Source organism: Rhodosalinus sp. 5P4 (genome assembly GCF_041365695.1).
In the GTDB taxonomy this organism is placed as follows: domain Bacteria; phylum Pseudomonadota; class Alphaproteobacteria; order Rhodobacterales; family Rhodobacteraceae; genus Rhodosalinus.
Genome location: NZ_JBGFSJ010000003.1, coordinates 1 through 22,131 on the forward strand (window position 1 = coordinate 1; position 22,131 = coordinate 22,131).

At 70.3% G+C, this 22,131-nt stretch carries 21 protein-coding genes; 12 read left to right on the top strand and 9 right to left on the bottom strand.

Translation table 11 applies throughout. The features are described 5' to 3' along the window. The first annotated feature begins 100 nt into the window (after positions 1-100). From cimA to AB6A69_RS05595, 3 genes are read left to right on the top strand one after another with little or no spacing between them, the layout of a single operon-like run. Complete coding sequence (cimA, locus tag AB6A69_RS05585; RefSeq protein WP_371060048.1) at positions 101-1,714, top strand: citramalate synthase; 1,614 nt, start codon at positions 101-103, stop codon at positions 1,712-1,714. Between the two features lie 16 nt (positions 1,715-1,730). Beyond that, the gene (locus AB6A69_RS05590) at positions 1,731-1,901 is read left to right on the top strand and encodes a hypothetical protein (RefSeq protein ID WP_371060049.1); all 171 of its coding nucleotides are present in this window, start codon (positions 1,731-1,733) and stop codon (positions 1,899-1,901) included. Continuing rightward, complete coding sequence (locus tag AB6A69_RS05595; protein ID WP_371060050.1) at positions 1,898-2,662, top strand: squalene/phytoene synthase family protein; 765 nt, start codon at positions 1,898-1,900, stop codon at positions 2,660-2,662. Before AB6A69_RS05590 ends, AB6A69_RS05595 begins: the two co-directional genes overlap by 4 nt. 11 nt (positions 2,663-2,673) lie before the next feature. On the opposite strand, the gene AB6A69_RS05600 is transcribed toward AB6A69_RS05595, so the two are convergent. Next, entirely contained in the window at positions 2,674-3,903 is a 1,230-nt protein-coding gene (locus AB6A69_RS05600) for an MFS transporter (protein ID WP_371056050.1), read from the bottom strand. 111 nt (positions 3,904-4,014) lie between these two features. Here AB6A69_RS05600 and AB6A69_RS05605 point away from each other — a divergent pair, with 111 nt between their 5' ends. Both AB6A69_RS05605 and AB6A69_RS05610 read left to right on the top strand, forming a co-directional pair. Further along, entirely contained in the window at positions 4,015-4,644 is a 630-nt protein-coding gene (locus tag AB6A69_RS05605) for a DNA-3-methyladenine glycosylase (RefSeq protein WP_371056049.1), read from the top strand. Beyond that, a complete protein-coding gene (locus tag AB6A69_RS05610) occupies positions 4,641-5,306 on the top strand; it encodes an alpha/beta hydrolase (RefSeq protein ID WP_371038563.1) in 666 nt (221 codons plus the stop codon). Before AB6A69_RS05605 ends, AB6A69_RS05610 begins: the two co-directional genes overlap by 4 nt. A gap of 114 nt (positions 5,307-5,420) precedes the next feature. On the opposite strand, the gene AB6A69_RS05615 is transcribed toward AB6A69_RS05610, so the two are convergent. Continuing rightward, positions 5,421-5,855 (bottom strand): VOC family protein, encoded by a 435-nt coding sequence (locus tag AB6A69_RS05615; RefSeq protein ID WP_371060051.1) that lies wholly within the window; start codon positions 5,853-5,855, stop codon positions 5,421-5,423. Between the two features lie 237 nt (positions 5,856-6,092). Here AB6A69_RS05615 and AB6A69_RS05620 point away from each other — a divergent pair, with 237 nt between their 5' ends. Next, positions 6,093-6,677, top strand: coding sequence for an HNH endonuclease (locus AB6A69_RS05620; RefSeq protein WP_371038561.1), 585 nt, complete (start codon positions 6,093-6,095; stop codon positions 6,675-6,677). Positions 6,678-7,011: 334 nt separating this feature from the next. Here AB6A69_RS05620 and AB6A69_RS05625 read toward each other — a convergent pair whose 3' ends face one another. From AB6A69_RS05625 to AB6A69_RS05640, 4 genes are all read right to left on the bottom strand, one after another. After that, a complete protein-coding gene (locus tag AB6A69_RS05625) occupies positions 7,012-7,572 on the bottom strand; it encodes a polymer-forming cytoskeletal protein (RefSeq protein WP_371038560.1) in 561 nt (186 codons plus the stop codon). Then, positions 7,562-8,869 (bottom strand): DUF5930 domain-containing protein, encoded by a 1,308-nt coding sequence (locus AB6A69_RS05630; RefSeq protein ID WP_371038559.1) that lies wholly within the window; start codon positions 8,867-8,869, stop codon positions 7,562-7,564. The genes AB6A69_RS05625 and AB6A69_RS05630 overlap by 11 nt, the downstream gene beginning before the upstream one ends. 189 nt (positions 8,870-9,058) lie before the next feature. Beyond that, on the bottom strand, positions 9,059-9,874 hold the full coding sequence (locus AB6A69_RS05635; protein ID WP_371060052.1) for a ferritin-like domain-containing protein: 816 nt from the start codon (positions 9,872-9,874) through the stop codon (positions 9,059-9,061). After that, positions 9,871-10,332, bottom strand: a complete 462-nt coding sequence (locus tag AB6A69_RS05640; RefSeq protein ID WP_371060053.1) for a peroxiredoxin — start codon at positions 10,330-10,332, stop codon at positions 9,871-9,873. The genes AB6A69_RS05635 and AB6A69_RS05640 overlap by 4 nt, the downstream gene beginning before the upstream one ends. Before the next feature lie 85 nt (positions 10,333-10,417). Between AB6A69_RS05640 and AB6A69_RS05645 the strand changes: the two genes are divergently transcribed. The 5 genes from AB6A69_RS05645 (at position 10,418) to lpdA (ending at position 18,339) form a co-directional block, all read left to right on the top strand. Next, the gene (locus tag AB6A69_RS05645) at positions 10,418-13,711 is read left to right on the top strand and encodes a DUF3971 domain-containing protein (protein ID WP_371060054.1); all 3,294 of its coding nucleotides are present in this window, start codon (positions 10,418-10,420) and stop codon (positions 13,709-13,711) included. A gap of 21 nt (positions 13,712-13,732) precedes the next feature. Continuing rightward, positions 13,733-14,785 (top strand): tRNA preQ1(34) S-adenosylmethionine ribosyltransferase-isomerase QueA, encoded by a 1,053-nt coding sequence (queA, locus tag AB6A69_RS05650; protein WP_371060055.1) that lies wholly within the window; start codon positions 13,733-13,735, stop codon positions 14,783-14,785. A 102-nt stretch (positions 14,786-14,887) separates the two neighbouring features. After that, on the top strand, positions 14,888-16,177 hold the full coding sequence (locus AB6A69_RS05655) for an MFS transporter (RefSeq protein WP_371038555.1): 1,290 nt from the start codon (positions 14,888-14,890) through the stop codon (positions 16,175-16,177). Positions 16,178-16,293: 116 nt separating this feature from the next. Further along, entirely contained in the window at positions 16,294-16,872 is a 579-nt protein-coding gene (locus tag AB6A69_RS05660) for a DUF924 family protein (RefSeq protein ID WP_371056044.1), read from the top strand. 72 nt (positions 16,873-16,944) lie between these two features. After that, positions 16,945-18,339, top strand: coding sequence for a dihydrolipoyl dehydrogenase (gene lpdA, locus AB6A69_RS05665; RefSeq protein ID WP_371060056.1), 1,395 nt, complete (start codon positions 16,945-16,947; stop codon positions 18,337-18,339). Positions 18,340-18,432: 93 nt separating this feature from the next. Here lpdA and AB6A69_RS05670 read toward each other — a convergent pair whose 3' ends face one another. Genes AB6A69_RS05670 through AB6A69_RS05680 form a run of 3 tightly spaced genes read right to left on the bottom strand, consistent with a single transcriptional unit; the run spans position 18,433 to position 20,669 of the window. Beyond that, positions 18,433-19,404 carry a methyltetrahydrofolate cobalamin methyltransferase gene (locus tag AB6A69_RS05670; RefSeq protein ID WP_371056042.1) on the bottom strand — a complete coding sequence of 324 codons (972 nt, stop codon included), beginning with the start codon at positions 19,402-19,404 and terminating at the stop codon, positions 18,433-18,435. Positions 19,405-19,414: 10 nt separating this feature from the next. After that, the gene (locus tag AB6A69_RS05675; protein ID WP_371060057.1) at positions 19,415-20,344 is read right to left on the bottom strand and encodes a methylenetetrahydrofolate reductase; all 930 of its coding nucleotides are present in this window, start codon (positions 20,342-20,344) and stop codon (positions 19,415-19,417) included. Positions 20,345-20,372: 28 nt separating this feature from the next. Further along, the gene (locus AB6A69_RS05680) at positions 20,373-20,669 is read right to left on the bottom strand and encodes a virulence factor (RefSeq protein WP_371038550.1); all 297 of its coding nucleotides are present in this window, start codon (positions 20,667-20,669) and stop codon (positions 20,373-20,375) included. A gap of 299 nt (positions 20,670-20,968) precedes the next feature. Here AB6A69_RS05680 and AB6A69_RS05685 point away from each other — a divergent pair, with 299 nt between their 5' ends. After that, a complete protein-coding gene (locus AB6A69_RS05685; protein ID WP_371038549.1) occupies positions 20,969-22,081 on the top strand; it encodes a Ppx/GppA phosphatase family protein in 1,113 nt (370 codons plus the stop codon). Positions 22,082-22,131 lie beyond the last annotated feature (50 nt).

Consider the following 22,131-nt stretch of genomic DNA (forward strand, 5'->3'; position numbering starts at 1 on the left):
ATCTCGGCTGGCGCGAAAATACAGCGCCCGGCCGCCCCCCCGGGGCCGGGCGCTGCCCTCCCAGAGGCGCGCGGTCCGGCAACCCCGCGGGAGGCCGCCGATGACCCGCGAGCGTCTCTCCCTTTACGACACCACGCTCCGCGACGGGCAGCAGACCCAGGGCGTGCAGTTCTCCGTCGAGGAGAAGCGCAAGATCGCCGCGGCGCTCGACGCGCTCGGGGTCGACTACATCGAGGGCGGATGGCCGGGCGCGAACCCCACCGACAGCGCCTTCTTCGACGCCGCCCCCGAGACCCGCGCCCGTATGACGGCCTTCGGCATGACGAAGCGCGCGGGCCGCTCGGCGGAAAACGACGAGGTGCTCGCCGCCGTCCTCAACGCCGGCACGCCGGCCGTCTGCCTCGTCGGCAAGACCCACGACTACCACGTCGAGCGCGCGCTCGGGATCAGCCGCGAGGAGAACCTCGAGAACATCGCCCGCTCGGTCGCCCATGTCGTGGGCCAGGGGCGCGAGGCCATCTTCGACGCCGAGCATTTCTTCGACGGCCACGCCTCGGACCCGGGCTACGCGCTTGCCTGTCTCGAGGCCGCGCTCGCGGCGGGGGCGCGCTGGATCGTGCTTTGCGACACCAACGGCGGCGCGCTGCCGGGGCGCATCGGGCGCGTGGTGGGCGAGGTGATCGCCCGCGGCATCCCCGGCGACAGGCTGGGCATCCATACCCACGACGACACCGAGACGGCGGTGGCGGGCAGCCTCGCCGCGCTCGAGGCCGGCGCGCGGCAGGTGCAGGGCACGCTGAACGGCCTCGGAGAGCGCTGCGGCAACGCGAACCTCACCGCGCTCATCCCGACGCTGAAGCTCAAGGAGCCCTGGGCGAGCGCCTTCGAGACCGGCGTCAGCGACGCCGCGCTTGCGGGCCTCACCCGGACGAGCCGGATGCTCGACGAGATCCTGAACCGCGTGCCGCAGAAGCAGGCGGCCTATGTCGGCGCCTCGGCCTTCGCCCACAAGGCGGGGCTTCATGCAAGCGCGATCCTGAAGGATCCGTCCACCTACGAGCATGTCGATCCGGTCCGCGTCGGCAACGCCCGCGTCGTGCCGATGTCGAACCAGGCGGGCCAGTCGAACCTGCGCCGGCGCCTCGCCGAGGCGGGGCTCGAGGTGGCGCCGGACGACCCGGCGCTCGGGCGCATCCTCGAGGAGGTGAAGGCGCGCGAGAACGAGGGCTATTCCTATGACACGGCGCAGGCGAGCTTCGAGATCCTCGCCCGGCGGCTTCTCGGGCGGTTGCCCGATTATTTCGAGGTGAAGCGCTACCGCGTCACGGTGGAGCGGCGGAAGAACAAGTACGACCGGATGGTGAGCCTTTCCGAGGCGGTGGTCGTCGTGAAGGTGGACGGGGAGAAGAAGCTCTCGGTGAGCGAATCGATGGACGATGCGGGCTCCGACCGCGGCCCCGTCAACGCGCTCGCCCGGGCGCTCGCAAAGGATCTCGGCCCCTACCAGTCCGTCATCGACGACATGCGCCTGGTGGATTTCAAGGTGCGGATCACCCAGGGCGGCACGGAGGCCGTGACGCGCGTCATCATCGACAGCGAGGACGGGCAGGGGCGGCGCTGGTCGACCGTGGGGGTGAGCGCCAACATCGTGGACGCGAGCTTCGAGGCGCTGCTGGACGCGATCACCTGGAAGCTCGTGCGCGACGCGGGCTGAGGCGGAGGGCCGGGCGATGACGACCGACGACGCAGGCCACGCGGGCATGATGCGCTACCGCATCTGCCTGGTTCGCGAGGCACCGGACATGGCCGGGGACCTGCGCCGGGCGCGGGGCAGGATGGCCGCCTCGCGGACCGCGCCCGCCAATATCGGCCGCACGCCGACCCCGGCGAGGCCGGCTTGACCCTGGAGGCCTGCGCAGAGCTACTTCGCCGGGGCGATCCGGACCGATTCCGCGCCGCCATGGCCGCGCCGCCCTCCGCGCGCGGGGTACTCTTTCCGGTCTTCGCCTTCAACGTGGAGGTGGCGCGCGCGCCCTGGGTGGTCTCCGAGCCGATGCTGGGCGAGATTCGCCTGCAATGGTGGCGCGACGCGCTGGAGGAGATCGCGGAAGGCGCGGCCCCCCGGCGCCACGAGGTGGTGACGCCGCTCGCCGGGGTCATGGACGCAGAGGGCGCGCGGCTTCTCGACGGCGTGGCCGCGGCGCGGCGGGCCGACCTCGAGCGCGCCCCCTTCGCAGACGAGGCGGCGCTTCTGGCCTACATCGACGCCACGGCGGGCAACCTGCTCTGGGCGGCGGCGCGCGCGCTCGGCCCGGCCGAGGAGGCGGTGGTGCGCGACGCCGGGCTTGCCGCGGGGCTTGCCGCCTATCTTCGCGCGGTGCCCGAGCTCGAGGCGCGGGGCCGCGCGCCCCTGCCGGACGGGCGGCCGGAGGCGGTCGCCCGGCTCGCCGCCGAGGGCCGGCGCCGCCTTGCCGCCGCCCGCGCGCGCCGGCGCGACGTGTCGCGGGGGGCGGGCGCGGCGCTTCTGGGTGTCGGGCAGGCCGCGGCGGAGCTTGCCCGTGCCGAAGCCGAGCCGGCCCGCGTGGCGCAGGGCACTCCGCGGGTGAGCCCGGCGCGGGAGCGGGCCGCGCTCATCTGGCGCGCGTCGACGGGGCGCTGGTAGCGGCGCGGCGCTCAGGCCGCCATGTCGCGGGGCCGCAGGGCGAGCCAGATCAGCGCGCCGCCCGCGAGCACGAGGAACGGCACCATGGCGATGTTCACCGCCATCCAGCCTTCCATCGCCGAGCCGCCGGTGCAGTTCATCAGCCCGCCCGAGGCGAGCGAGGCGAAGGTGACGCCGCCGAAGACGATGAGGTCGTTCAGCCCCTGCATCCGGCCCCGCTCCCACGGCTCATGGGCGCCGGCGAGCATCGTGGTCGCGCCGATGAAGCCGAAGTTCCAGCCCACGCCCAGAAGCACTAGCGCCAGGAAGAACTGCTCGAGCTCCACCCCGGTGAGCGCCACCGCCCCCGCGGCGCCGAGGATCGCGAGGCCGGTGGCCACGATGGTCTTGGCGCCAAAACGCGCGATCAGGTGCCCGGTGAAGAAGGAGGGCACGTACATCGCCAGCACATGGGCCGTCACCACGTCCGCCGCATTGCCCTCGGTGAAGCCGCAGCCCACCACGGCGAGCGGCGTCGAGGTCATCACAAGGTTCATGAGTGCGTAGGAGACCGTGGCGCAGATCACTGCGACCGCGATGGTCGGCGTGGTGATGAGCTCCCACCGCGACCGCCCCTTGGGCGCGTCCTCCGCCGGGACGGGCGGCTTGGGGATGTCGAGGGCGAGAAAGAGCGCCGAGCCCAGGACGTTGAGCGCGATGACCGCGAGGTAGGTGCCGAGGAAGGGGATCACGAAGGCCTGGCTCGTCACCTTGACGAGTTGCGGGCCGATGATCGCCGCGGCGAGCCCGCCCGCCATCACGTAGGAAATCGCCTTGGGCCGGAACGCGTCCGTCGCGGTGTCGGCGGCGGCGAAGCGGTAGAAGCCTTGTGCCGACATGTAGAGCCCGGTCAGAAGGCTGCCGGCGAGGAAGATCGGAAAGGACGCGTACCAGAGCCCGATCGCGCCGACCGCGCCGCCCGTCGCGCCGCCCATCGCGCCGATGAAGAAGCCGGTGCGCCGCCCGTAGCGCTGCATCGCCCACGAGAGCGGCGTGGCCGAGATCATCGAGCCCAGAACGATGAGCGAGATCGGCAGCGTCGCGAGGCAGGCATTGGGCGCGAGCGACTGCCCGGCAAGGCCGCCGATGGTGAAGATCATCGGCATCTGCGCGCCAAGAAGCGCCTGCGCGCCGACGAGCACGGTCACGTTGCGTTTCGCGCGCGCGTCGCTGTCGGCGTCGGAGAGAGCGGTATCGGTCATGGGCCTCGTGCTAAGCCCGCCCGCGGCCGGTGGCAAGACCCTCGCATGCCGGAGGCGAGATGTGTTGGCGGGGCCATGGTGCAGGCGGCCCCGGCGCGCTAGGAAGGGGGCATGGCGGAACGCATCATCGAAACGCCGGACTGCGTGGCCGAGGGCGCGGCGTGGCTCGCCGCGCGCGAGCCGCGCTTCGGCCACGTGCTCTCCCTGACCGGGCCCCTGCCGCTACGCCGCCGGGGCGACGGGTTCTCCGCGCTTCTCGCGGCCATCGTGAGCCAGCAGGTGAGCGTGGCCGCGGCCCGGGCGATCCAGGGGCGGCTCGAGGCCGCGCGGCTCACCGGGCCCCGCAAGATCACCTGGGCGTCGCAAGAGGAGCTGGCCGCCTGCGGCCTGTCGCGCCAGAAGATCCGCTATGCCAAGGCGCTCGCCGCGGCGCGCATCGACTACCGCGCGCTGCGCGCCGCACCCACCGAGGAGGTCGTCGCCACGCTGACCGATGTGCCGGGCATCGGTGTCTGGACGGCGGAGATCTACGCCATGTTCTCGCTCGGGCGCGCCGACGTCTTCGCGCCGGGCGACCTCGCGCTGCAGGAATCGGCGCGGCTTCTCTTCGGGCTGCCCGAACGGCCGAAGGCGCGCGCGCTGCGCGCCATGGCCGAGGCGTGGTCGCCCTGGCGCGCGGTTGCGGCGCGCGCGCTCTGGGCCTACTACCGCGTGGAAAAGGAACGGGAAGGGATCACATGACGCGTGTTCTTCAGGCCGAGAAGGTGGCGCCGCGATCGGGGGAGACCCGAAATGCGGTTGTGTTCCTGCACGGTTACGGCGCGAACGGCGCCGATCTTCTGGGGCTGGCGCAGCCGCTCGGCGAGCATCTGCCCGACACGCTTTTCGTGGCGCCCGATGCGCCCGAAGCCTGCGCGGGCGCCCCGATGGGGTTCCAGTGGTTCCCGATCCCCTGGATTGACGGCTCCTCCGAGGAGGCGGCGGAGCAGGGGATGCGCGCGGCGGTGGCCGATCTCGACGCCTTTCTGGACGCCTTCATGGTGGACGAGGACCTTATGCCCGAGCAGGTGGCGCTTTTCGGGTTCAGCCAGGGCACCATGCTCGCCCTTCACGTCGCGCCGCGCCGCCCCGATGCCGTGGCGGGGATCGTGGCCTTTTCGGGCCGGTTGCTCGCTCCCGAGGTACTGGCCGACGAGGCGGTGAGCCGCCCGCCCGTGCTGCTCGTGCATGGGGACATGGACGATCTGGTGCCCGTGCACTCCATGCCGGAGGCTGCCGAGGCTCTGCAGAAGGCGGGCTGGAAGGACGTCTACGCCCATGTGATGGAGGGTACGGGCCACGGAATCGCGCCGGACGGGCTGGGCGTGGCGCTGGCCTTCCTGCGCGACAAGCTCAGTTTCTGACGCGGCGCCGGGCCGCGCCGCATTGCCGCCTCCGGCGGGAGTATTTGGGCCAAGAAGAAGGGCGGGGGCGCGCGCCGCCGGGGCACGTCGCGTGGGCCGGTTCAAAGCCCGCGGTCAGCCCCAGAGCCGAGGCTCGGCGATCTCGAGCGAATTGCCGGCCGGGTCGCGGAAATAGAGGGAGCGCGCGCCGTTCGGCCAATGGAAATCGGCCTCGATCTCCACGCCCGCCGCCTCGAGCCGCGTGCGCCAGGCGTCGAGTTCGCTGGCGGTGGCCGCGAGGCAGAGGTGCCCGGGCCCTTCGGCGCCATGGGGCGGCACGGGCAAGCGGGCGTCGGGGTCCGGCGGCCGGGCCGTCTCGGCAGGATTGAACACGAGCACGATCTGCGCGCCCGCCCGGTAGAAGACGTGCCGGTCGCCCACGCGGCGGATGCGCTCGAGCCCCAGAACGCCGCCATAGAACGCCTCCGCCGCATCGAGGTCGGCGGCGTAGACCGCCGCCTCGAGCACGCCGCCGGCGGGCGGGGCAGGGGGCAGATCGGGTCTGATCATGGCGCGAAAGCCTACCAGCGCGCCCCCGGCCTGTCACGGCACGCCCGGGGCCTGTGGATAACCGTCACGAAGACGTTACAGCCGTCGCGTAGGCGTTCCATGGGACCACTGGATGTAGCGGGGCTTGCCCAAAGCTGAACGCGATATATAGTGGGCTGGAGAGTTGGCAGGACTGGGGCGGCGCACCCCGCCCCGTTCCCCGCGAAAGGGGCTCTGAGGGTGGAGGCGGTGAACCGGATGGATGGCGAATTCAGAACGACTTTCGTGCGTGAACCGGCGGCGCTGAAACAGCATCCCGCCCTCGTTCTGAACGCCGATTATCGCCCGCTGTCGTATTACCCGCTCTCTCTCTGGCCCTGGCAGGAAGCGATCAAGGCCGCGTGGCTCGACAGGGTGGACATCGTCGCGGAATACGACGAGGTCGTCAGAAGCCCGTCGACGAGGATACGCATCCCCTCGGTCGTGGTGCTGAAGGATTATGTCCGACCCCAGAAGCGCGTGGCCTTCACGCGCTTCAATCTTTTTCTGAGGGACGAATTCTGCTGCCAGTACTGCGGCGCGAAGGGCGACCTGACCTTCGATCACGTCGTGCCGCGCGCGAAGGGCGGGATCACCAGCTGGGAAAACGTGGTCGCCGCCTGCGCGCGGTGCAATCTTCGCAAGGGCGCGAAGAGCCTGCGCCAGTCGGGCCTGACGCTGCGCAAGCCCCCGCGGCAGCCGGGCGCGGAAGAGATGCGCAACATGGGCCGGCGCTTTCCGCCCAACTACCTGCACGAGAGCTGGGTGGACTTCCTTTACTGGGACGCCGAACTCGAGGCCTGACCCCGGCCGCGCCGCACCGGCGCAACCCGTCATGCCCGGATGGGCGTTCGCGCGAACGCGCGGTTCATGCGGGCCTTGCATGCCGCCAACGACCGGCCCGAGCGGAGCTTCGGCAGCCGCTCTCCATGTGTCATGTGCATGCCGGCAAGACGCGCGCCGCACCGGTGGCAGATGTCTTGCCCGCAGGGGGCATCCGTGCCGGTGGTACTGCAGGGCGGGCGTGCAAGGCGCGGTGCGCCGCGCGAGATGGCGCGCGACTGTGATGGCCCGGCTTTTCGGATCGGACCGTGTCCGAGACCCGCCGGGGCCCGGGCGCGGGCGCCCGGCCGCCCGCTCAGGCGCGCTGGTTCTGGCGTGCGGTGGCCTGGGCGCTCGGCTGCTGGCTTGCCGCGCCCTCGGCCGGCTGGGCCTGCGTCTGCGGCTGTTGCTGCGCTTTCGCCTTGGAGCCACCGTTCAGGGGATCGTCCTGACGCTGCACCGAGCCCTCGAAATGGGCGCCGGACTCGATCGCGATCGTCTTGTGGATGATGTCGCCCTCGACCCGCGCGGTGGAGGTAAGACGCACCTTCAGGCCGCGCACCCGTCCGACGATCCGCCCGTTGATGACCACGTCGTCGGCGGTCACTTCACCCTTGATGGTGGCGCTTTCGCCGATGGTCAGCAGGTGGGCGCGAATATCGCCCTCGACAGTCCCCTCGACCTGGATATCGCCGGTCGTCTTGACGTTGCCGGTGATGTGCAGATCCGAGGACAGCAGCGATGCGGGGGGTTTCGCCTTGTGCGGCGGCGCCTTGTAATCGCCCTGCTTCGCGGCGGGGGCTGTATCTGCCGTGGCCTGCGGCGCCGCGGTATCCGCCTTGGGGCCGGGATCGTTGATCTTGCTCTTAGAAAACATCGTTCGCAGCCTTGATGTAGGTCATGGGGTTGACGGGCTTCTCGCCGACGCGGACCTCGTAGTGGAGGTGCGTGCCCGTGGAGCGTCCGCTGTTCCCCATATCACCGATCCTCGTGCCGCGCGATACCCTTTGACCGACTTCCACGCGGATACGCGACAGATGCGCGTAGCGCGTCTCGATCCCGAACTGGTGCTGGATCTTCACCAGCCGCCCGTAGCCCGACAGCCAGCCGGCATGGGTGACGACGCCGTCCGCGGTCGAATAGATCGCGGTGCCGTGGGGGCCGGCGAAATCGGTGCCGTTGTGCATCCGCCCCCAGCGCATCCCGAAGCCGCTGGTGAAACGCACGCTGTCCTTCACCGGCATGGCGAAGGGCGCCTTCTGGGCCGCGATGCGGTAAAGGTTGAGCTCGTCGAGACGGTTCAGGATGCGGTTGGCACGCTCCGCGTCGGGGTGCGGCGCCTCTCCGCGAGTCGAGAAGGAGAGCGGCGTGATCGGCCCCCCGAGGCCCGAATAGCCGCGGCGCACCTCGTCGATCAGGCGGTCGGCGTCGAGGCCCGCGCGTTCGAACATCTTGTCCAGCGGCTCCACCGAGACGGTCATCGCCTCCTCGAGCTGGCGGAAGATCTCGGAATTCTGGTCCTGCATCCGGCGGATGCGTTCGGCCATGCGATCCGCTTGCAAAAGCGCATCCTGCGCATCGGCCACCACCTTGTCGCGCTCGGCGGCGGTTTCCGACAGGGCGCGGGTGAGCATGGCCACCGCTTCGCTGTCGCCGCCATCCCCCAAGCCCTCGACGCCGCCCTCGAGCGCGGCGCGCAGCGTGGCGACCTCCTTGCGGACACGCTCGCGCTCCTTGAGGGCGGTGCGCAGCTTGCCCTGGATCACCTCGAGCCCGGTTTCCATTTCGCGCCGGCGGGTCTCGGAAGCCAGCAGCCGCGACTGCATGACCGAGACCTCCTCGAGCGCGGTGTTGAACCGTTCCTGTGCGGCCAGCGCCTCCGCGGCGCGCGCGTCGCGCTCTGACGAAAGCTCGTTCAGGCGATGCTGGTACGTTTCCATGTCGCGTCTGGCCTGGTCGCGGAAATTCCCCGCGCCGATGCTGTCCATCAGAAGGACCGACGTGGCGATGATGGCCCATGCCACCACGAGCGTCGCGCCCGAGAAGGCCACCGCCTGCGTCGCCGGCCTGAGCCGGATGAACCGCATGTCGTCGTCGGATTTTAGAAAGAGCCGCCGCTCGGGGAAAAAACGTTCCAGGAACGCGTTGATCCTGATCAGAAGACGCGATCGCACGAAGCCCGCCCCTTTTCCTGCCTGTCCCAATGCCGACACTCGGATCCCCGGTCCGGCGCCTTGGCGAATGGCTTAGCGGCGAGGCCGAAGGCTGACAACCTTTTTGGGCGTTCCCGTCGCGGATGCGCTCCGAATCACGCGAAACCGGCAAGAATCCGCCGAGTCGCGCGAAAACGCCGCGCGCGGGCCTCAGCGTTGCGCGGATGCCAGCGGCCAGTAGAAGTCCGGCGGCAGGCCCGCCTCGGCGCGCTTTTCCTCGTTGAAGGGCGGCTTCAGCGCGCCCTTGAAGTACCGCGCGACGAGCGCGTGAAAGACATCCTTGGGGTCGGCGTTCTCGCGTCCGCAGAGGAAGTGGAACCACTTCGAGCCGTAGGCGACATGCGCCACCTCCTCGGCATAGATCGTTTCCAAAGCGGCAACCGCCTGTTTCGCTTCCGCCCGCTGAAACACGTCGATCATCCCCGGTGTCACGTCGAGGCCGCGTGCCTCCAGCACCATGGGCACCACGGCGAGGCGGCCCAGCAGGTCGTCGCGGGTGTCCTCGGCGGCGCGCCACATCCCCGCATGGGCGGGCAGGGCGCCGTAATGGCTGCCCATGGCTTCAAGACAATCGGCGACAAGATTGAAATGCTTGGATTCCTCGTCGGCCGCCTTCACCCAGTCGTCGTAGAAGCCGGGCGGCATAGGCACGTCGGCGAAACGCGCCACGATGTCCCAGTGCAGGTCCACCGCGTTGAGTTCGATATGCGCGACCGCGTGCAAAAGCGCCTTGCGCCCCTCGGGCGAGCCGGGCTTGCGCTTGGGCACGGCGCGCGGGTCGAGAAGCTCGGGCCGGTCGGGCCGCGCCGGGCGGAGCGGCGGGCGCGCATCGCCGAGAGGCAGCGGCGCGCCCGCCGCCCGCGCCTCGAACCAGCGCGCGGCGTGGGCGCGCGACAGCGCCGTCTTCGCCCGCGCGTCGGCGGTCGAGAGCACCTCGACCGCCATGCCGGTAAGCGTCGCGCTCATAGCGTCTTCGCGGCCTCGAGAACCTCCTCGGCGTGGCCCGGCACCTTGACCTTGCGCCATTCCCGCGCGATCCGCCCCTCGGCGTCGATCAGGAAGGTGGATCGCTCGATCCCCCAGAAGGTCTTGCCGTACATCTTCTTTTCCTTCCAGACGTCGAAGCGTTCGCAGACGTCGGACCCCTCGTCCGAGAGAAGCCCGACGTCGAGATCGTGCTTGGCGGCGAACTTGTCGTGGCTGGCCAGGCTGTCCTTGGAGATGCCGAACACCTTCACGCCCGCGGCCTCGAACGCGTCCTTCAAGCCGGTGAAGGCGACCGCCTCCTTGGTGCAGCCCGAGGTGTCGTCGCGCGGGTAGAAGAACAGCACGACCGGCGCGCCGCGCAGCGCGGAGAGCGTCACCTCCCCTCCGCCGCTGGCGGGAAGGGTGAAATCGGGGGCGGTTGCGGGGGTGTCGGGCATGCTCTGGCGCTCCTCTGGCTGCGGCCTTGGATATTTCATATTAGGATACGGCCATGACAATCAAACCGATGAGGCGGAAACGGCGATGAGCGGCCCCGGCACCGACGGGAGGGCCGGCGTCCCCTCTGCGGGGCGCCGGCGCGCGGGGCTCTGGGGCCTTGTCGCCCTCGCCCTCGCGCTCGCGGGCCTCGCCGCGGCGGCGCTGTCGCTCGGGGGGCGCGGCGTGGCGGCGCCAGACTGGCTCGTGACCCGGGTCGAGGCGCGGCTTCAGGCGCTGGCCCCGGGCCTCGACGTGGAGTTTGGCGCGCTGACCCTGAGGCTCGGGCCGGAGGGGCAGCCGGTCCTCGGCCTGCGCCGGGTGTCGCTTGCCGATGCCTCGGGCACGGAGGCCGCGACGATCGGCGAACTCGACGCGACGCTCGCGCTGTGGCCGATCCTCTCCGGTCGGTTGGAGCCGAGCGCGCTGCGTGTCGCGGGGGCGATCCTTACGGTCCGACGCGACCGGTCCGGTCGGCTCGATCTCGCCATCGGCACGCCGCGCGCGGCCGGGACGAGAGAGTTGCGCGACCTCGTCGCACGGATCGACGAGGTCGCGCTGCGCCCGCAATTCGCCCGCCTCGGTTCGGTGGAGGCGCGCGCCGTCACGCTGCGCTACGAGGACGCCCGGGCCGGTCGGGCCTGGACCGCGGATGGCGGGCGGCTCCACATCGAGCGGCAGGAGGGCGCGCTGCGGCTGTCGGGCGATTTCGCGCTGCTCTCGGGCCATGACAGGGCCGCGCGGATCGCGCTCAACGCCGAAAGTACGATCGGCGCCCGGGATATCGCGTTCGGCGTCACCTTCGACGGGATGAGTGCGACGGATATCGCCACCCAGTCGCCCGCGCTCGCCTGGCTCGAGGTGCTGCGCGCGCCGATCTCGGGGGCGCTGCGCGGGGCGGTGGATGGCCGCGGCGCGCTCGGTCCCCTGCATGCCACGCTCCAGATCTCCGAAGGCGTGCTGCAACCCTCGCCGGGCACGCAGCCCGTCCCGTTCCGGGCGGCGCGCAGCTACTTCACCTACGATCCCCGCGCGGCAACGATCACCTTCGACGAGATCAGGGTGGACAGCGCCTGGATCAGCGCGCGGGCCGAGGGCCGGGCGCTTCTGAAAGGGTTGGAGACGGGCTGGCCCACGGAACTGGTGGCGCAGATCAGGGTGGCCGACATGAGCGCGGCCGCGGCCGATCTCTACGACGGCCCGGTCACCGTCGAGCGGGCCAGTGCCGACGTGAAGATCCGACTCGACCCGTTCGAGGTCACGCTGGGCCAGATGGTTCTCGACGACCCCGACCTGCCGCTGCGGCTCTCGGGCCGTGCGTCGGCGCACCCCGAGGGCTGGCGCGTCGCGCTCGACGCATCGGCCGAGATGGTGTCGCCGGAGCAGGTCGTCGCGTGGTGGCCGCCGGGGCAAAACCCCAACACCCGCCGCTGGGTCGCGCGCAACGTGCTTGGCGGCCGGCTGGTGCGGCCCGCCGCGGCGCTGCGCATCGCGCCCGGTGCGCCGCCGCGGGTCCATGTGACGGCGGGGCTCGACGGTGCCCGCGTCCGCGTCCTGCGCGGCTTGCCGCCCGTCGAGAACGGGCGGGGCCACCTGACGCTCGCCGGCGACCGCCTCGCCATCGCTGTGGAGACCGGGCGCGTGGCCACGGCTGGGGGCGGCACGGTCGACCTTGCCGGGTCGACCTTCGTCATTCCCGATCTCAGCACGCGCCCGGCACGCGCCGAGATCGGGCTGGAGGCGCGCGCACATATCCCGGACGCGCTCTGGCTTCTCGATCAGGCGCCCTTCCGCTTTCTGGAAAAGGCCGGGCGCGGCACCGATCTGGCGCAGGGGCGGCTGCGGCTCGAAGGCCGGGTGACGCTGCCGATGAGGCCCGACATCCCACGCGAGGCGATCGACTTCGCCTTCGCAGGGCAGCTTCTCGGCGTAGAGAGCACGTCGGTCGTGCCGGGCCGGCAGCTCGAGGCGCCGGCGCTCGATCTGGCCGTCGATCGCGAGGCGCTCGTCATATCCGGCGCGGGCCGGATCGACGGCGTGCCCTTCGACGCGGAGTGGCGCGCCCCGCTCGGCGCGGGCGGTCCGGGCCAGGGCAGCCGTCTGAGCGGCGAGGTGGAACTCGGCCGCCGCTTCGCGGAGGTGTTCGCGCCGGGTCTTCCGCCGGACGGGGTTTCGGGTGCGGCGCGTGCCGCGCTCGACGTCGTGCTGCCGCCCGGAGGCCCGCCCAGCTTCACGCTGCGGTCCGACCTTCGGGGCCTCGGCGCGGCGTTGCCGGCGATCGGCTGGACGAAGGGCCCGGACGCGCGCGGCCGTCTGGAGGTCGCGGGCGTTTCGGGCGCCCCGGGGCGCGCGCCGCGCATCGACCGGCTGAGGCTCGAGCTTCCGGGACTCGATGCGGCGGGCCGGATCGACTTGCGGGACGAGGGCGGTCTGGCGCAAGCGGTCTTCGAGCGGGTGCGCGTGGGCGCCTGGCTCGACACGCAGGTCACGCTGACCGGGCGCGGGCCCGACATGCCGCCCGAGGTCGCGCTGAACGGGGGCCGCCTCGACATGGCGGCCATGCCGGAGCTCGGCGCGGCAGGGGCGGGCGGTGCCGCGGGCGGTCTGATCGTGGCGGCCCTCGACCGGGTCGCGCTGACCGACCGGATCGTGCTGGAGGGGTTTCGCGGCCGCTTCAGCACCGGGGAGGGGATCGCGGGAGCCTTCACCGCCGATGTGGGCGGACAGGCGCCGATCCGCGGCGAACTGATCCCGCGGGCGGGCGGGCGCCCGGCTCTGCGCCTCGCGTCGGAGGACGCAGGCGGGGTCTTCCGCGCCGCGGGACTTCTGCGGCAGGCCTCGGGCGGGGCGATGACGCTGGCGCTGGAACCCGGTCCGCAGCCGGGCTCCCAGGACGGCTTCCTGTCGGTCACCGATGTGCGGCTTCGCGATGCGCCGGTGATGGCCGAGCTTCTGAACGCGCTCAGCATCGTCGGATTGCTGGAACAGATGGGCGGGCAGGGGATCTACTTCTCGGATGTGGAGGCACGGTTCCGCCTCACGCCGGATCGGGTGATCGTGAGCCGGGCCTCGGCCGTGGGGCCGTCGATGGGCGTGTCGCTCGACGGCTATTACGGGCGCGCGTCGCGCCGGCTCGACATGCAGGGCGTGCTGTCGCCGGTCTACCTCGTCAACGTGGTGGGCGCGCCGCTCACCCGCCGTGGCGAGGGCCTCATCGGCTTCAACTTCCAGATCACCGGCGAAGCGCGCGCGCCGCGCGTGGCCGTCAATCCGCTTTCGGCGCTGACACCGGGGATGTTCCGCGAGATATTCCGCCGTCCGCCGCCCCAGCTTTCGCAGTGACCTGCCCGAGGAGCCCCGCAGATGCAGCTCAGCGATTTCGATTTCGACCTGCCCGACCACCTGATCGCGACGCGGCCCGCCCGCCCGCGCTCGTCCGCCAGGCTGCTCGTGGCCGAAGGCGACGGCATCACCGACGCGGTCGTGCGCGATCTGCCTGGCTTCCTGCGACCGGGGGACCGGCTGGTGCTGAACGACACCCGGGTGATCCCGGCGCGGCTTTCGGGTGTGCGGCGGCGCGACGGCCCGGCGGGCCGGACCGAGGCGGCGATCGAGGTGACGCTGCTCGAACCGCGGCCCGGCGGCCTTTGGAGCGCGCTCGTGAAGCCCTTGAAGAAACTCGCGCCGGGCGAGACGGTGCGCTTCTCCGACACGCTCTCGGCGCGGATGCAGGGCCGCGAAGAGGATCGCGCGATCCTGGAATTCAACCTGACGGGCCCCGATTTCGACACGGCACTGGCCGAGGCCGGGGCAATGCCGCTGCCGCCCTACATCGCGCAACGCCGCGCGCCCGACGCGCAGGACCGGGAGGATTACCAGACGGTCTGGGCACGTCGGCCCGGCGCGGTCGCGGCGCCAACGGCGAGCCTGCATTTCGACGCGCCGCTTCTCGCCGCGCTCGAGACGGCCGGGATCGACTTCAGCCATGTGACGCTGCATGTGGGCGCGGGCACCTTCCTGCCGGTGAAGGTGGATGACGTCACCCGGCACAGGATGCACGCCGAATGGGGCGAGGTGAGCGAGGACGCGGCCCGGGACCTGGCGCGGACGCGGGCCGAGGGTGGGCGGATCATCCCGGTGGGCACCACGGCGCTGCGCCTGATCGAGACCGCGGCGCAGGCCGGCGAGATCGCGCCATGGCGCGGCGATACCGACATCTTCATCTACCCCGGCTTCGCGTTCCGCGCGACCGACGCGCTGATGACCAACTTCCACCTGCCGCAGTCCACCTTGATGATGCTCGTTTCGGCGCTGATGGGGCAGGACCGCATAAGGCGGATTTACGCTCACGCAATCGAATCCGGGTACCGGTTCTTCTCGTACGGCGACGCATCGCTCTTGATCCCGCAGCGGTAGGCTGTAAGGCGTGCGGGCCGCGACAGGACATGGTCGCGGACGGGACAGCGCGCCGGGCCGCGGCGGGTGCAGAGTGAAACCGTTCTTGCGGGTCGAGGGCCGATGCTGAGCGTTCTGAGCAATTCCTGGGCCCTGCTTCTGGGCATGTTCCTCCTGATGATCGGCAACGGCCTTCAGGGCACACTGCTCGGCGTGCGCGGCGAGATCGAGGGATTCTCGACCGCCGAGATGTCGATCGTGATGTCGGCCTATTTCGCGGGCTTCCTGGGCGGCTCGCGGCTCGCGCCCGAGATGATCCGGCGCGTGGGCCATGTGCGCGTCTTCGCCGCGCTCGCCTCCATGGTCTCGGCGGTGCTGATCCTGTTCCCGGTCTTCACCGACCCGTGGCTCTGGACCATCGGGCGGCTGCTGGTGGGGTTCTGCCTTTCGGGGGTCTACGTCACCGCGGAAAGCTGGCTCAACAATGCCGCCACGAACCAGAACCGCGGCCAGACGCTGTCGGCCTACATGATCGTGCAGGTGGTGGGCATCATCACCGCGCAGGGGCTTCTGGTGGTGGCGGATCCGTCGGGTTTCGTGCTTTTCGTGATCCCGTCGGTGCTGGTCTCCATCTCGTTCGCGCCGATCCTGCTGTCGATCTCGCCCACGCCCGCCTTCGACACCGCGAAGCCCATGACCCTGCGCGCGCTTTACGGGGTTTCGCCGCTGGGCGTGATGGGGATGCTGCTGCTGGGTTCGGTGTTCGCGGCGCAGTTCGGGATGTCGGCCGTCTACGGCGCGGCCGCCGGGCTTTCCCTGGGCCAGATCTCTGTCTTCGCGGCGATGTTCTTCGTGGGCTCGCTGGTGGTGCAGTATCCGCTCGGCTGGCTTTCGGACCGGATGGACCGTCGACTGCTGATCCTGGTCTGCTCGGCGGTGGGCGCCGTGGGCGCGGCGTTGGGCTACGCCTCGGGGCAGGTCTTCGAGGTGCTGCTCGTCGCGGCCTTCGTGATCGGCGGCGTGTCGAACCCGCTCTACTCGCTTCTCATTGCCTACACGAACGACTTCCTCCAGCCCGAGGACATGGCCTCTGCGTCGGGCGGGCTGTTGTTCATCAACGGGCTGGGCGCGATCGCCGGCCCGGTGGTCACCGGGCAGATCATGCGCATCCAGGGGCCGGCGGGTTTCTTCGTGGTGATCGCCTTCTTCTTCGCGGCGCTGTCGATCTACGCGGCCTATCGCATGACGCAGCGCCCCACCCCGGCGACGGAGGACGCGGCCAGCTACGCGCCGGTCGGGCCGACCTCCACCCCGGTGGCGGTCGAGTTCGCGCAGGAATACGCCATCGAGGTCCAGGCCGAGGAAGAGACCGCGGCAGCCGATGCGCGCGGCCCGACATCGGACGCGGCCTGATGCGCTGCGATCACGGCTGAAGCGGTCTGTTGCAATTCGTTACTGTAAACCGCGATGCTCCGGGCATTACCTTGTGGAAACCTGGTGGAGGACCAGTTCCGGAGGAGACAGGGCGCATGGGTGACGTTGACGGTATTCTGAGTTTCTGGCTGGACGAGGTCGGGCCGGATGAGTGGTACAAGGCGGACGACGCGCTGGACGAAGAGATCCGTCGGCGGTTCCTGCCGCTCTGGGAAGGCGCCTGCGAGGGCCGCTTCGCGATGTGGCTCACCTATCCCGCGGGGTCGCTGGCCTACATCATCCTGACCGATCAGTTTCCGCGCAACATGTTCCGCGGCGAGGGGCGCGCCTTCGCCACCGACCGTGCCGCGCTCGCCGCCGCGAAGTCGGCGATCCACCGCAAGTGGGATCTGCGCATCGACGAGCCGGCGCGGCAGTTCTTCTACCTTCCGCTCATGCACTCGGAGAACCTGTGCGACCAGGATCGCTGCGTGCGCCTCATCCACGAGCGCATGCCCGAAACCGGCGCAGACAATCTGACGCACGCCAAGGCGCACCGTGAAGTGATCCGCCGCTTCGGCCGCTTTCCCTACCGCAACGCGGCGCTCGGCCGCGCGAACACGGCGCCCGAGCGCGCGTTCCTCGACGAGGGCGGCTACGGCGCGGCGGTGCGCGAGTTGCAGGTCGCGGTCTGACGCACCGCGCGCGTTGAAGCGCCCGGGCGGATGGTTTAGCGTCAAACCATCTTCGCGCGGGAGGCTTCAGGCATGGCAGAATCGAGTTTCGACATGGTGGTGATCGGGGCGGGCCCCGGCGGCTACGTGGCCGCCATAAGGGGGGCGCAACTCGGTCTGCGGGTCGCCATCGTCGAGCGCGAGCACATGGGCGGCATCTGCCTCAACTGGGGCTGCATCCCGACCAAGGCGCTGCTGCGCACCTCCGAGATCTTCCACCTGATGCATCGCGCGGGCGAGTTCGGCCTGAAGGCCGCGGATCTCGGCTTCGAGCTCGACAAGGTGATCGCCCGCTCGCGCAAGGTGGCCGGTCAACTCTCGTCCGGTGTCGATCACCTGATGAAGAAGAACAAGATCACCGTGCTGCGCGGCGAGGGCCGCCTTGCCGGCAAGGGCCGCGTGGCGGTGAAGACCGACAAGGGCGAGGAAACCCTGACCGCGAAGGCCGTGATCGTGGCCACCGGCGCCCGCGCGCGCGAGCTGCCCGGGCTCGAGGCCGACGGTGAGCGGGTCTGGACCTACAAGCACGCGCTCAAGCCGCCGCACATGCCCAAGAAGCTTCTGGTGATCGGGTCGGGCGCGATCGGCATCGAGTTCGCCAGCTTCTACAACACCATGGGCGCCGAGACGACCGTGGTCGAGGTTCAGGACCGCATCCTGCCGGTGGAGGATCCCGAAATCTCGGCCTTCGCGAGGAAAGCGTTCGAAAAGCAGGGCATGAGCATCCGGCCCTCGTCGGTGGTCAAGAAGCTCGAGCGCGGCAAGGACAAGGTGACCGCCCATATCGAGAGCGACGGCAAGACCGAGACGCTGGAGGTCGACACCGTGATCGCGGCCGTGGGGATCGTCGGCAACACCGAGGGGATCGGCCTCGAGGAGGCCGGCGTCACGGTGGAGCGCGGGCAGATCAGGGTGGATGCGATGTGCCGCACCGGGGTCGAGGGCGTCTACGCCATCGGCGACATCGCCGGCGCGCCATGGCTTGCCCACAAGGCCAGCCACGAGGGGGTGATGGTGGCCGAACTCGTCGCCGGCGGCGATCCCCATCCCGTGCGGCCCGAGCAGATCGCGGGCTGCACCTACTGCCACCCGCAGGTGGCGAGCGTGGGCCTGACCGAGCCCGCGGCCAAGGCGGCCGGCCACGAGATAAGGGTGGGCCGCTTCCCGTTCATAGGCAACGGCAAGGCCATCGCGCTCGGCGAGCCCGAGGGCCTCGTCAAGACGATCTTCGACGCTGCGACGGGCGAGCTTCTGGGCGCGCACATGATCGGCGCTGAGGTGACGGAGCTGATCCAGGGCTACGTCGTGGGCCGCACGCTGGAGACGACGGAGGCAGAGCTGATGCAGGCGGTCTTCCCGCATCCGACGCTCAGCGAGATGATGCACGAATCCGTGCTCGACGCCTACGATCGCGTGGTCCACATGTAGAACGCGCGCGCAGGCGCCCCGGCATCCGGCAAACGGACGGGCCGGGACGGTGCCGCGCGTCGGCTGCACCGTCCCGGCCCGGAGAGCCTTCGCTCAGGCGCTGCGGCGGCGTCCGCCCCGGCGCCCGCCGCGCCCGCCACCGCCCGCGGCGGCCTGCGCCCGGGCGGCCTCGGGGAAGGGCGTGCCGCCCTGCACGGCCTCGAGCACGCGGGCGAAGCGGATCCAGTCGCTGCCGTTCGGGTCGTTGTTCATCAGGAAGTTCGCGGCCTTGATCGCCTCCATCTCGACCTGGCGCACCGGGTTCATGATCGCCGAGGTCATGCCCGAGGCGATCGCCATGGGCAGGAACGCCGCGTTGATCCCGTGCCGGTTCGGCAGGCCGAAAGAGATGTTGGAGGCGCCGCAGGTGGTGTTCACGCCCAGCTCGTCACGCAGCTTCCGCACGAGAGAGAAGACCTGCCGCCCCGCCGTACCCATGGCGCCCACGGGCATGACGAGCGGATCCACGACGATGTCGTGGGCGGGAATGCCGTGATCGGCCGCGCGCTCGACGATCTTCTTCGCTACCGCGAAGCGCACCTCCGGATCCTCGGATATGCCCGTGTCGTCGTTCGAGATCGCGACCACGGGAATGTTGTACTTCTTCACGAGCGGCAGGATCGCCTCCAGGCGCTCCTCCTCGCCGGTGACGGAATTGAGAAGCGGGCGGCCCTCCGCCGCGTCGAGCCCCGCCTCCAGCGCGGCGGGCACCGAGCTGTCGATGCAGAGCGGCACGTCCACCAGCCCCTGCACGAGCTCGATCATCTTCCGCATGAGCGGCGGCTCGGTCTCGTTGGGGTTGGGGTTCGAGTTGTAGACGACGCCCGCGTTCACGTCGAGCACCATCGCCCCGCAGGCCACCTGCTCGAGCGCGTCCTTCTCGACGGTGGAGAAGTCGCCCGCCTCGAGTTCGGCGGCGAGCTTCTTGCGGCCCGTCGGGTTGATGCGCTCGCCGATCACGCAGAACGGCTCGTCAAAGCCGATGGTGACGGTCTTAGTCTTGGACTCGACGACGGTGCGGGTCATGTGATGCCTTTCAAGCTGCTGTTGCGGGCGCGGCGGCGGCGCCGCCATGCGCCTGGGCCCACTCGGCATTGGCCTTGATGCCGCCGAGCGGGAAGAAATGGACGTTGGTGATGTTGAAATCGGGATTGCGCGCCTTGTGCGCGGCGAGTTCGGCCACAACCTCGGTCGGCTCGTAGGGCAGCAGCAGTTTCGAGACGTCCATCGCCCGTTTCTGCAGCACCTTGAGCGAGGGGCCGACGCCGCAGGCCACGGCGAACTTGATCAGCGTCTGCAGCTTCGCGGGCCCCGCGATGCCGATATGGATGGGCAGCGTGACGCCTTCGGCGCGAAGCCGGTCCGCCCACGCGATCAGCGGCTCTGCGTCGAAGGCGAACTGCGTGACGATCGCCATCTCCGCGTCGGTGCGCCGGGAGAAGTCCTGTTTCCAGCGAAGCGACGCGTCCACGGTCGCGCTGCCGCCCGCGGGGTCGATGTCGCGGTTGCCCTCGGGGTGCCCGGCCACATGCAGGCGGCGGAAGCCGGCCTTGTCGAACAGGCCGCTTTCCATGAGCTGCATGGAGCAGTGGTAATCGCCGTGAGGCTTTTCCACCCCGCCGGCCAGCAGCAGCGCCTCGCGCACGCCCGCCTCGCCCTGGTAGCGGGCGATCCAGTCCGCGAGCGTGGCCGCGTCCTTGATGATCCGCGCCGGGAAATGCGGCATCGGCTCATAGCCCTCGGCGCGCAGCCGTGCGGCGGTGGCCACCATGTCGGCAATGGGCGTGCCCTCGATATGGGCGATGTAGACCCGGGTGCCTGCGGGCAGGAGGGTGCGGAAATCCTCCACCTTCTCGGCGGTGCGCGGCATCACCTCGATGGAGTAGTTCTCGAGGAAAGCCTCGAACTCGGGGCGCGCGGGACCGGGCGCGCCCGTTTTCCGCTGGCCGAATTTCAACAGCGCCATGATGGTCTCCTTCAAACGCATGGGGCCGTCAGGCCCAGCCGTCATTCGCGATGAGCGCCCGGAGCCGCTCCTGATCATAATCCGCGTCGAGGCGCGCGGCCTCCGCTTCCGCCACCTCGGCGGGATCGCCCTCGACCTCGTAGGGCGCGGCCTTGCGCCACTCGGCCAAATAAGCGTCGGTGTCCGCCGCCCCCACCTTCATCGCCGCGCGGTCGATCGCCTGTTCGAACCGCTCGGGCAGGGGCTTCTTTGATCCGCGCCGGCCTTTGCCCACGATGACCTGCGCGGGTATGTCGCGCCAATAGACGATGGTGACGTCCGGCATGGATGATTCCCTCGCTTCGGTTGGTCCTCTCTAGAGCAGCGAGCTCCGGCGCCGATGCTTGATTTCGACAATTGCGCCGCGCGAAGCGACAGGGCCGCGTCGCATCGCAAGACAGCATCAGCCTAAGGCGGGGCCGCGCGCTGCGCCACAGACGGGCGCCGGAATTCTACTCAGCTTCTGCATGAGGCGCGTTCAACAACCCTGACGTGCGTGGCGCGCGGAATCCGCGCGCGCACACCTTGCCGGAACGGCCGTCGCACCGTATCTTGGGAGCAAGTTGAAATCGGAGGGCGTGTGACATGGCGCCCAGGCGTCCCAAGGGTGCGGGCGCTGTCCCGGTTCCGGTCGAAAGCCCCGCGCCCGCGCGGCCCGATCCCGCCGAGCTTTACGCCGCGCTGGATCTGGGAACCAACAGTTGCCGCATGCTGATTGCCCAGCCCAAGGGCAGCCAGTTTCATGTGGTGGACAGTTTTTCGAAAACCGTCCAGCTCGGAATGGGGCTGGAGCGGTCGGGCAACCTCAGTCGTGGCTCGATGCGCCGCACGACACAGGCGCTGCGTATCTGTCAGCAGAAGATCCAGCGCCACAAGGTCCGCCGGATGCGCCTCGTCGCGACAGAGGCCTGCCGTCGCGCGGGCAACGCCCGCGATTTCCTGCGCCAGGTCGAACGCGAGACGGGCCTCGCCCTCGAGATCATCCAGCCCGAGGAGGAGGCGCGGCTCGCCGTGATCTCCTGCGCGCCGCTCGTCTCGACCCGGACCGAGCAGCTTCTGGTGGTCGATATCGGCGGCGGCTCGACCGAGCTTGTCTGGATCGACCTCTCGTCGGTGCCCAACCGCGAGCGCCCGCGCGCGATCATGCGCCTGCACGCGGGCTTCCACCCCACCGACAGCCCGTTCCCGGCGGCCAAGGTGGTGGACTGGATCAGCGTGCCCCTCGGCGTGGCGACGCTGCGCGACCAGTTCCGCGACGTGGAGGACGACGCGGCGCGCTATGCGCTGATGAGCTGGTTCTTCGAGGAGAACCTGGCCGATTTCGCGCCCTACAAGGACGAGCAGGCCCGCGAGGGATTCCAGATCGTGGGCACGTCCGGCACGGTGACCACGGTGGCGGCGAGCCATCTGGGGCTCAAGCGCTATGACAGGACCAAGGTGGACGGGCTGCGCATGACCTCCGACCAGATCGACCGGGTGATCCGCGACTACCTCGCCATGGGGCCCGAAGGACGCCGGCGCGATCCGCGCATCGGGCAGGACCGTCAGGCGCTGATCATGTCGGGCTCCGCGATCCTGCAGGCGCTCTTGCGCGTCTGGCCGACCGATCGCCTGTCGGTGGCCGACCGGGGCTTGCGCGAGGGGCTGCTCTACGCGCAGATGACGGCCGACGGGGTGCTCGAGGACGGCCCCTTCTGAGCGTGCGGGGGACCGAGAATTTTCGATCGAAAATTCTCGCGGCGCCGGAC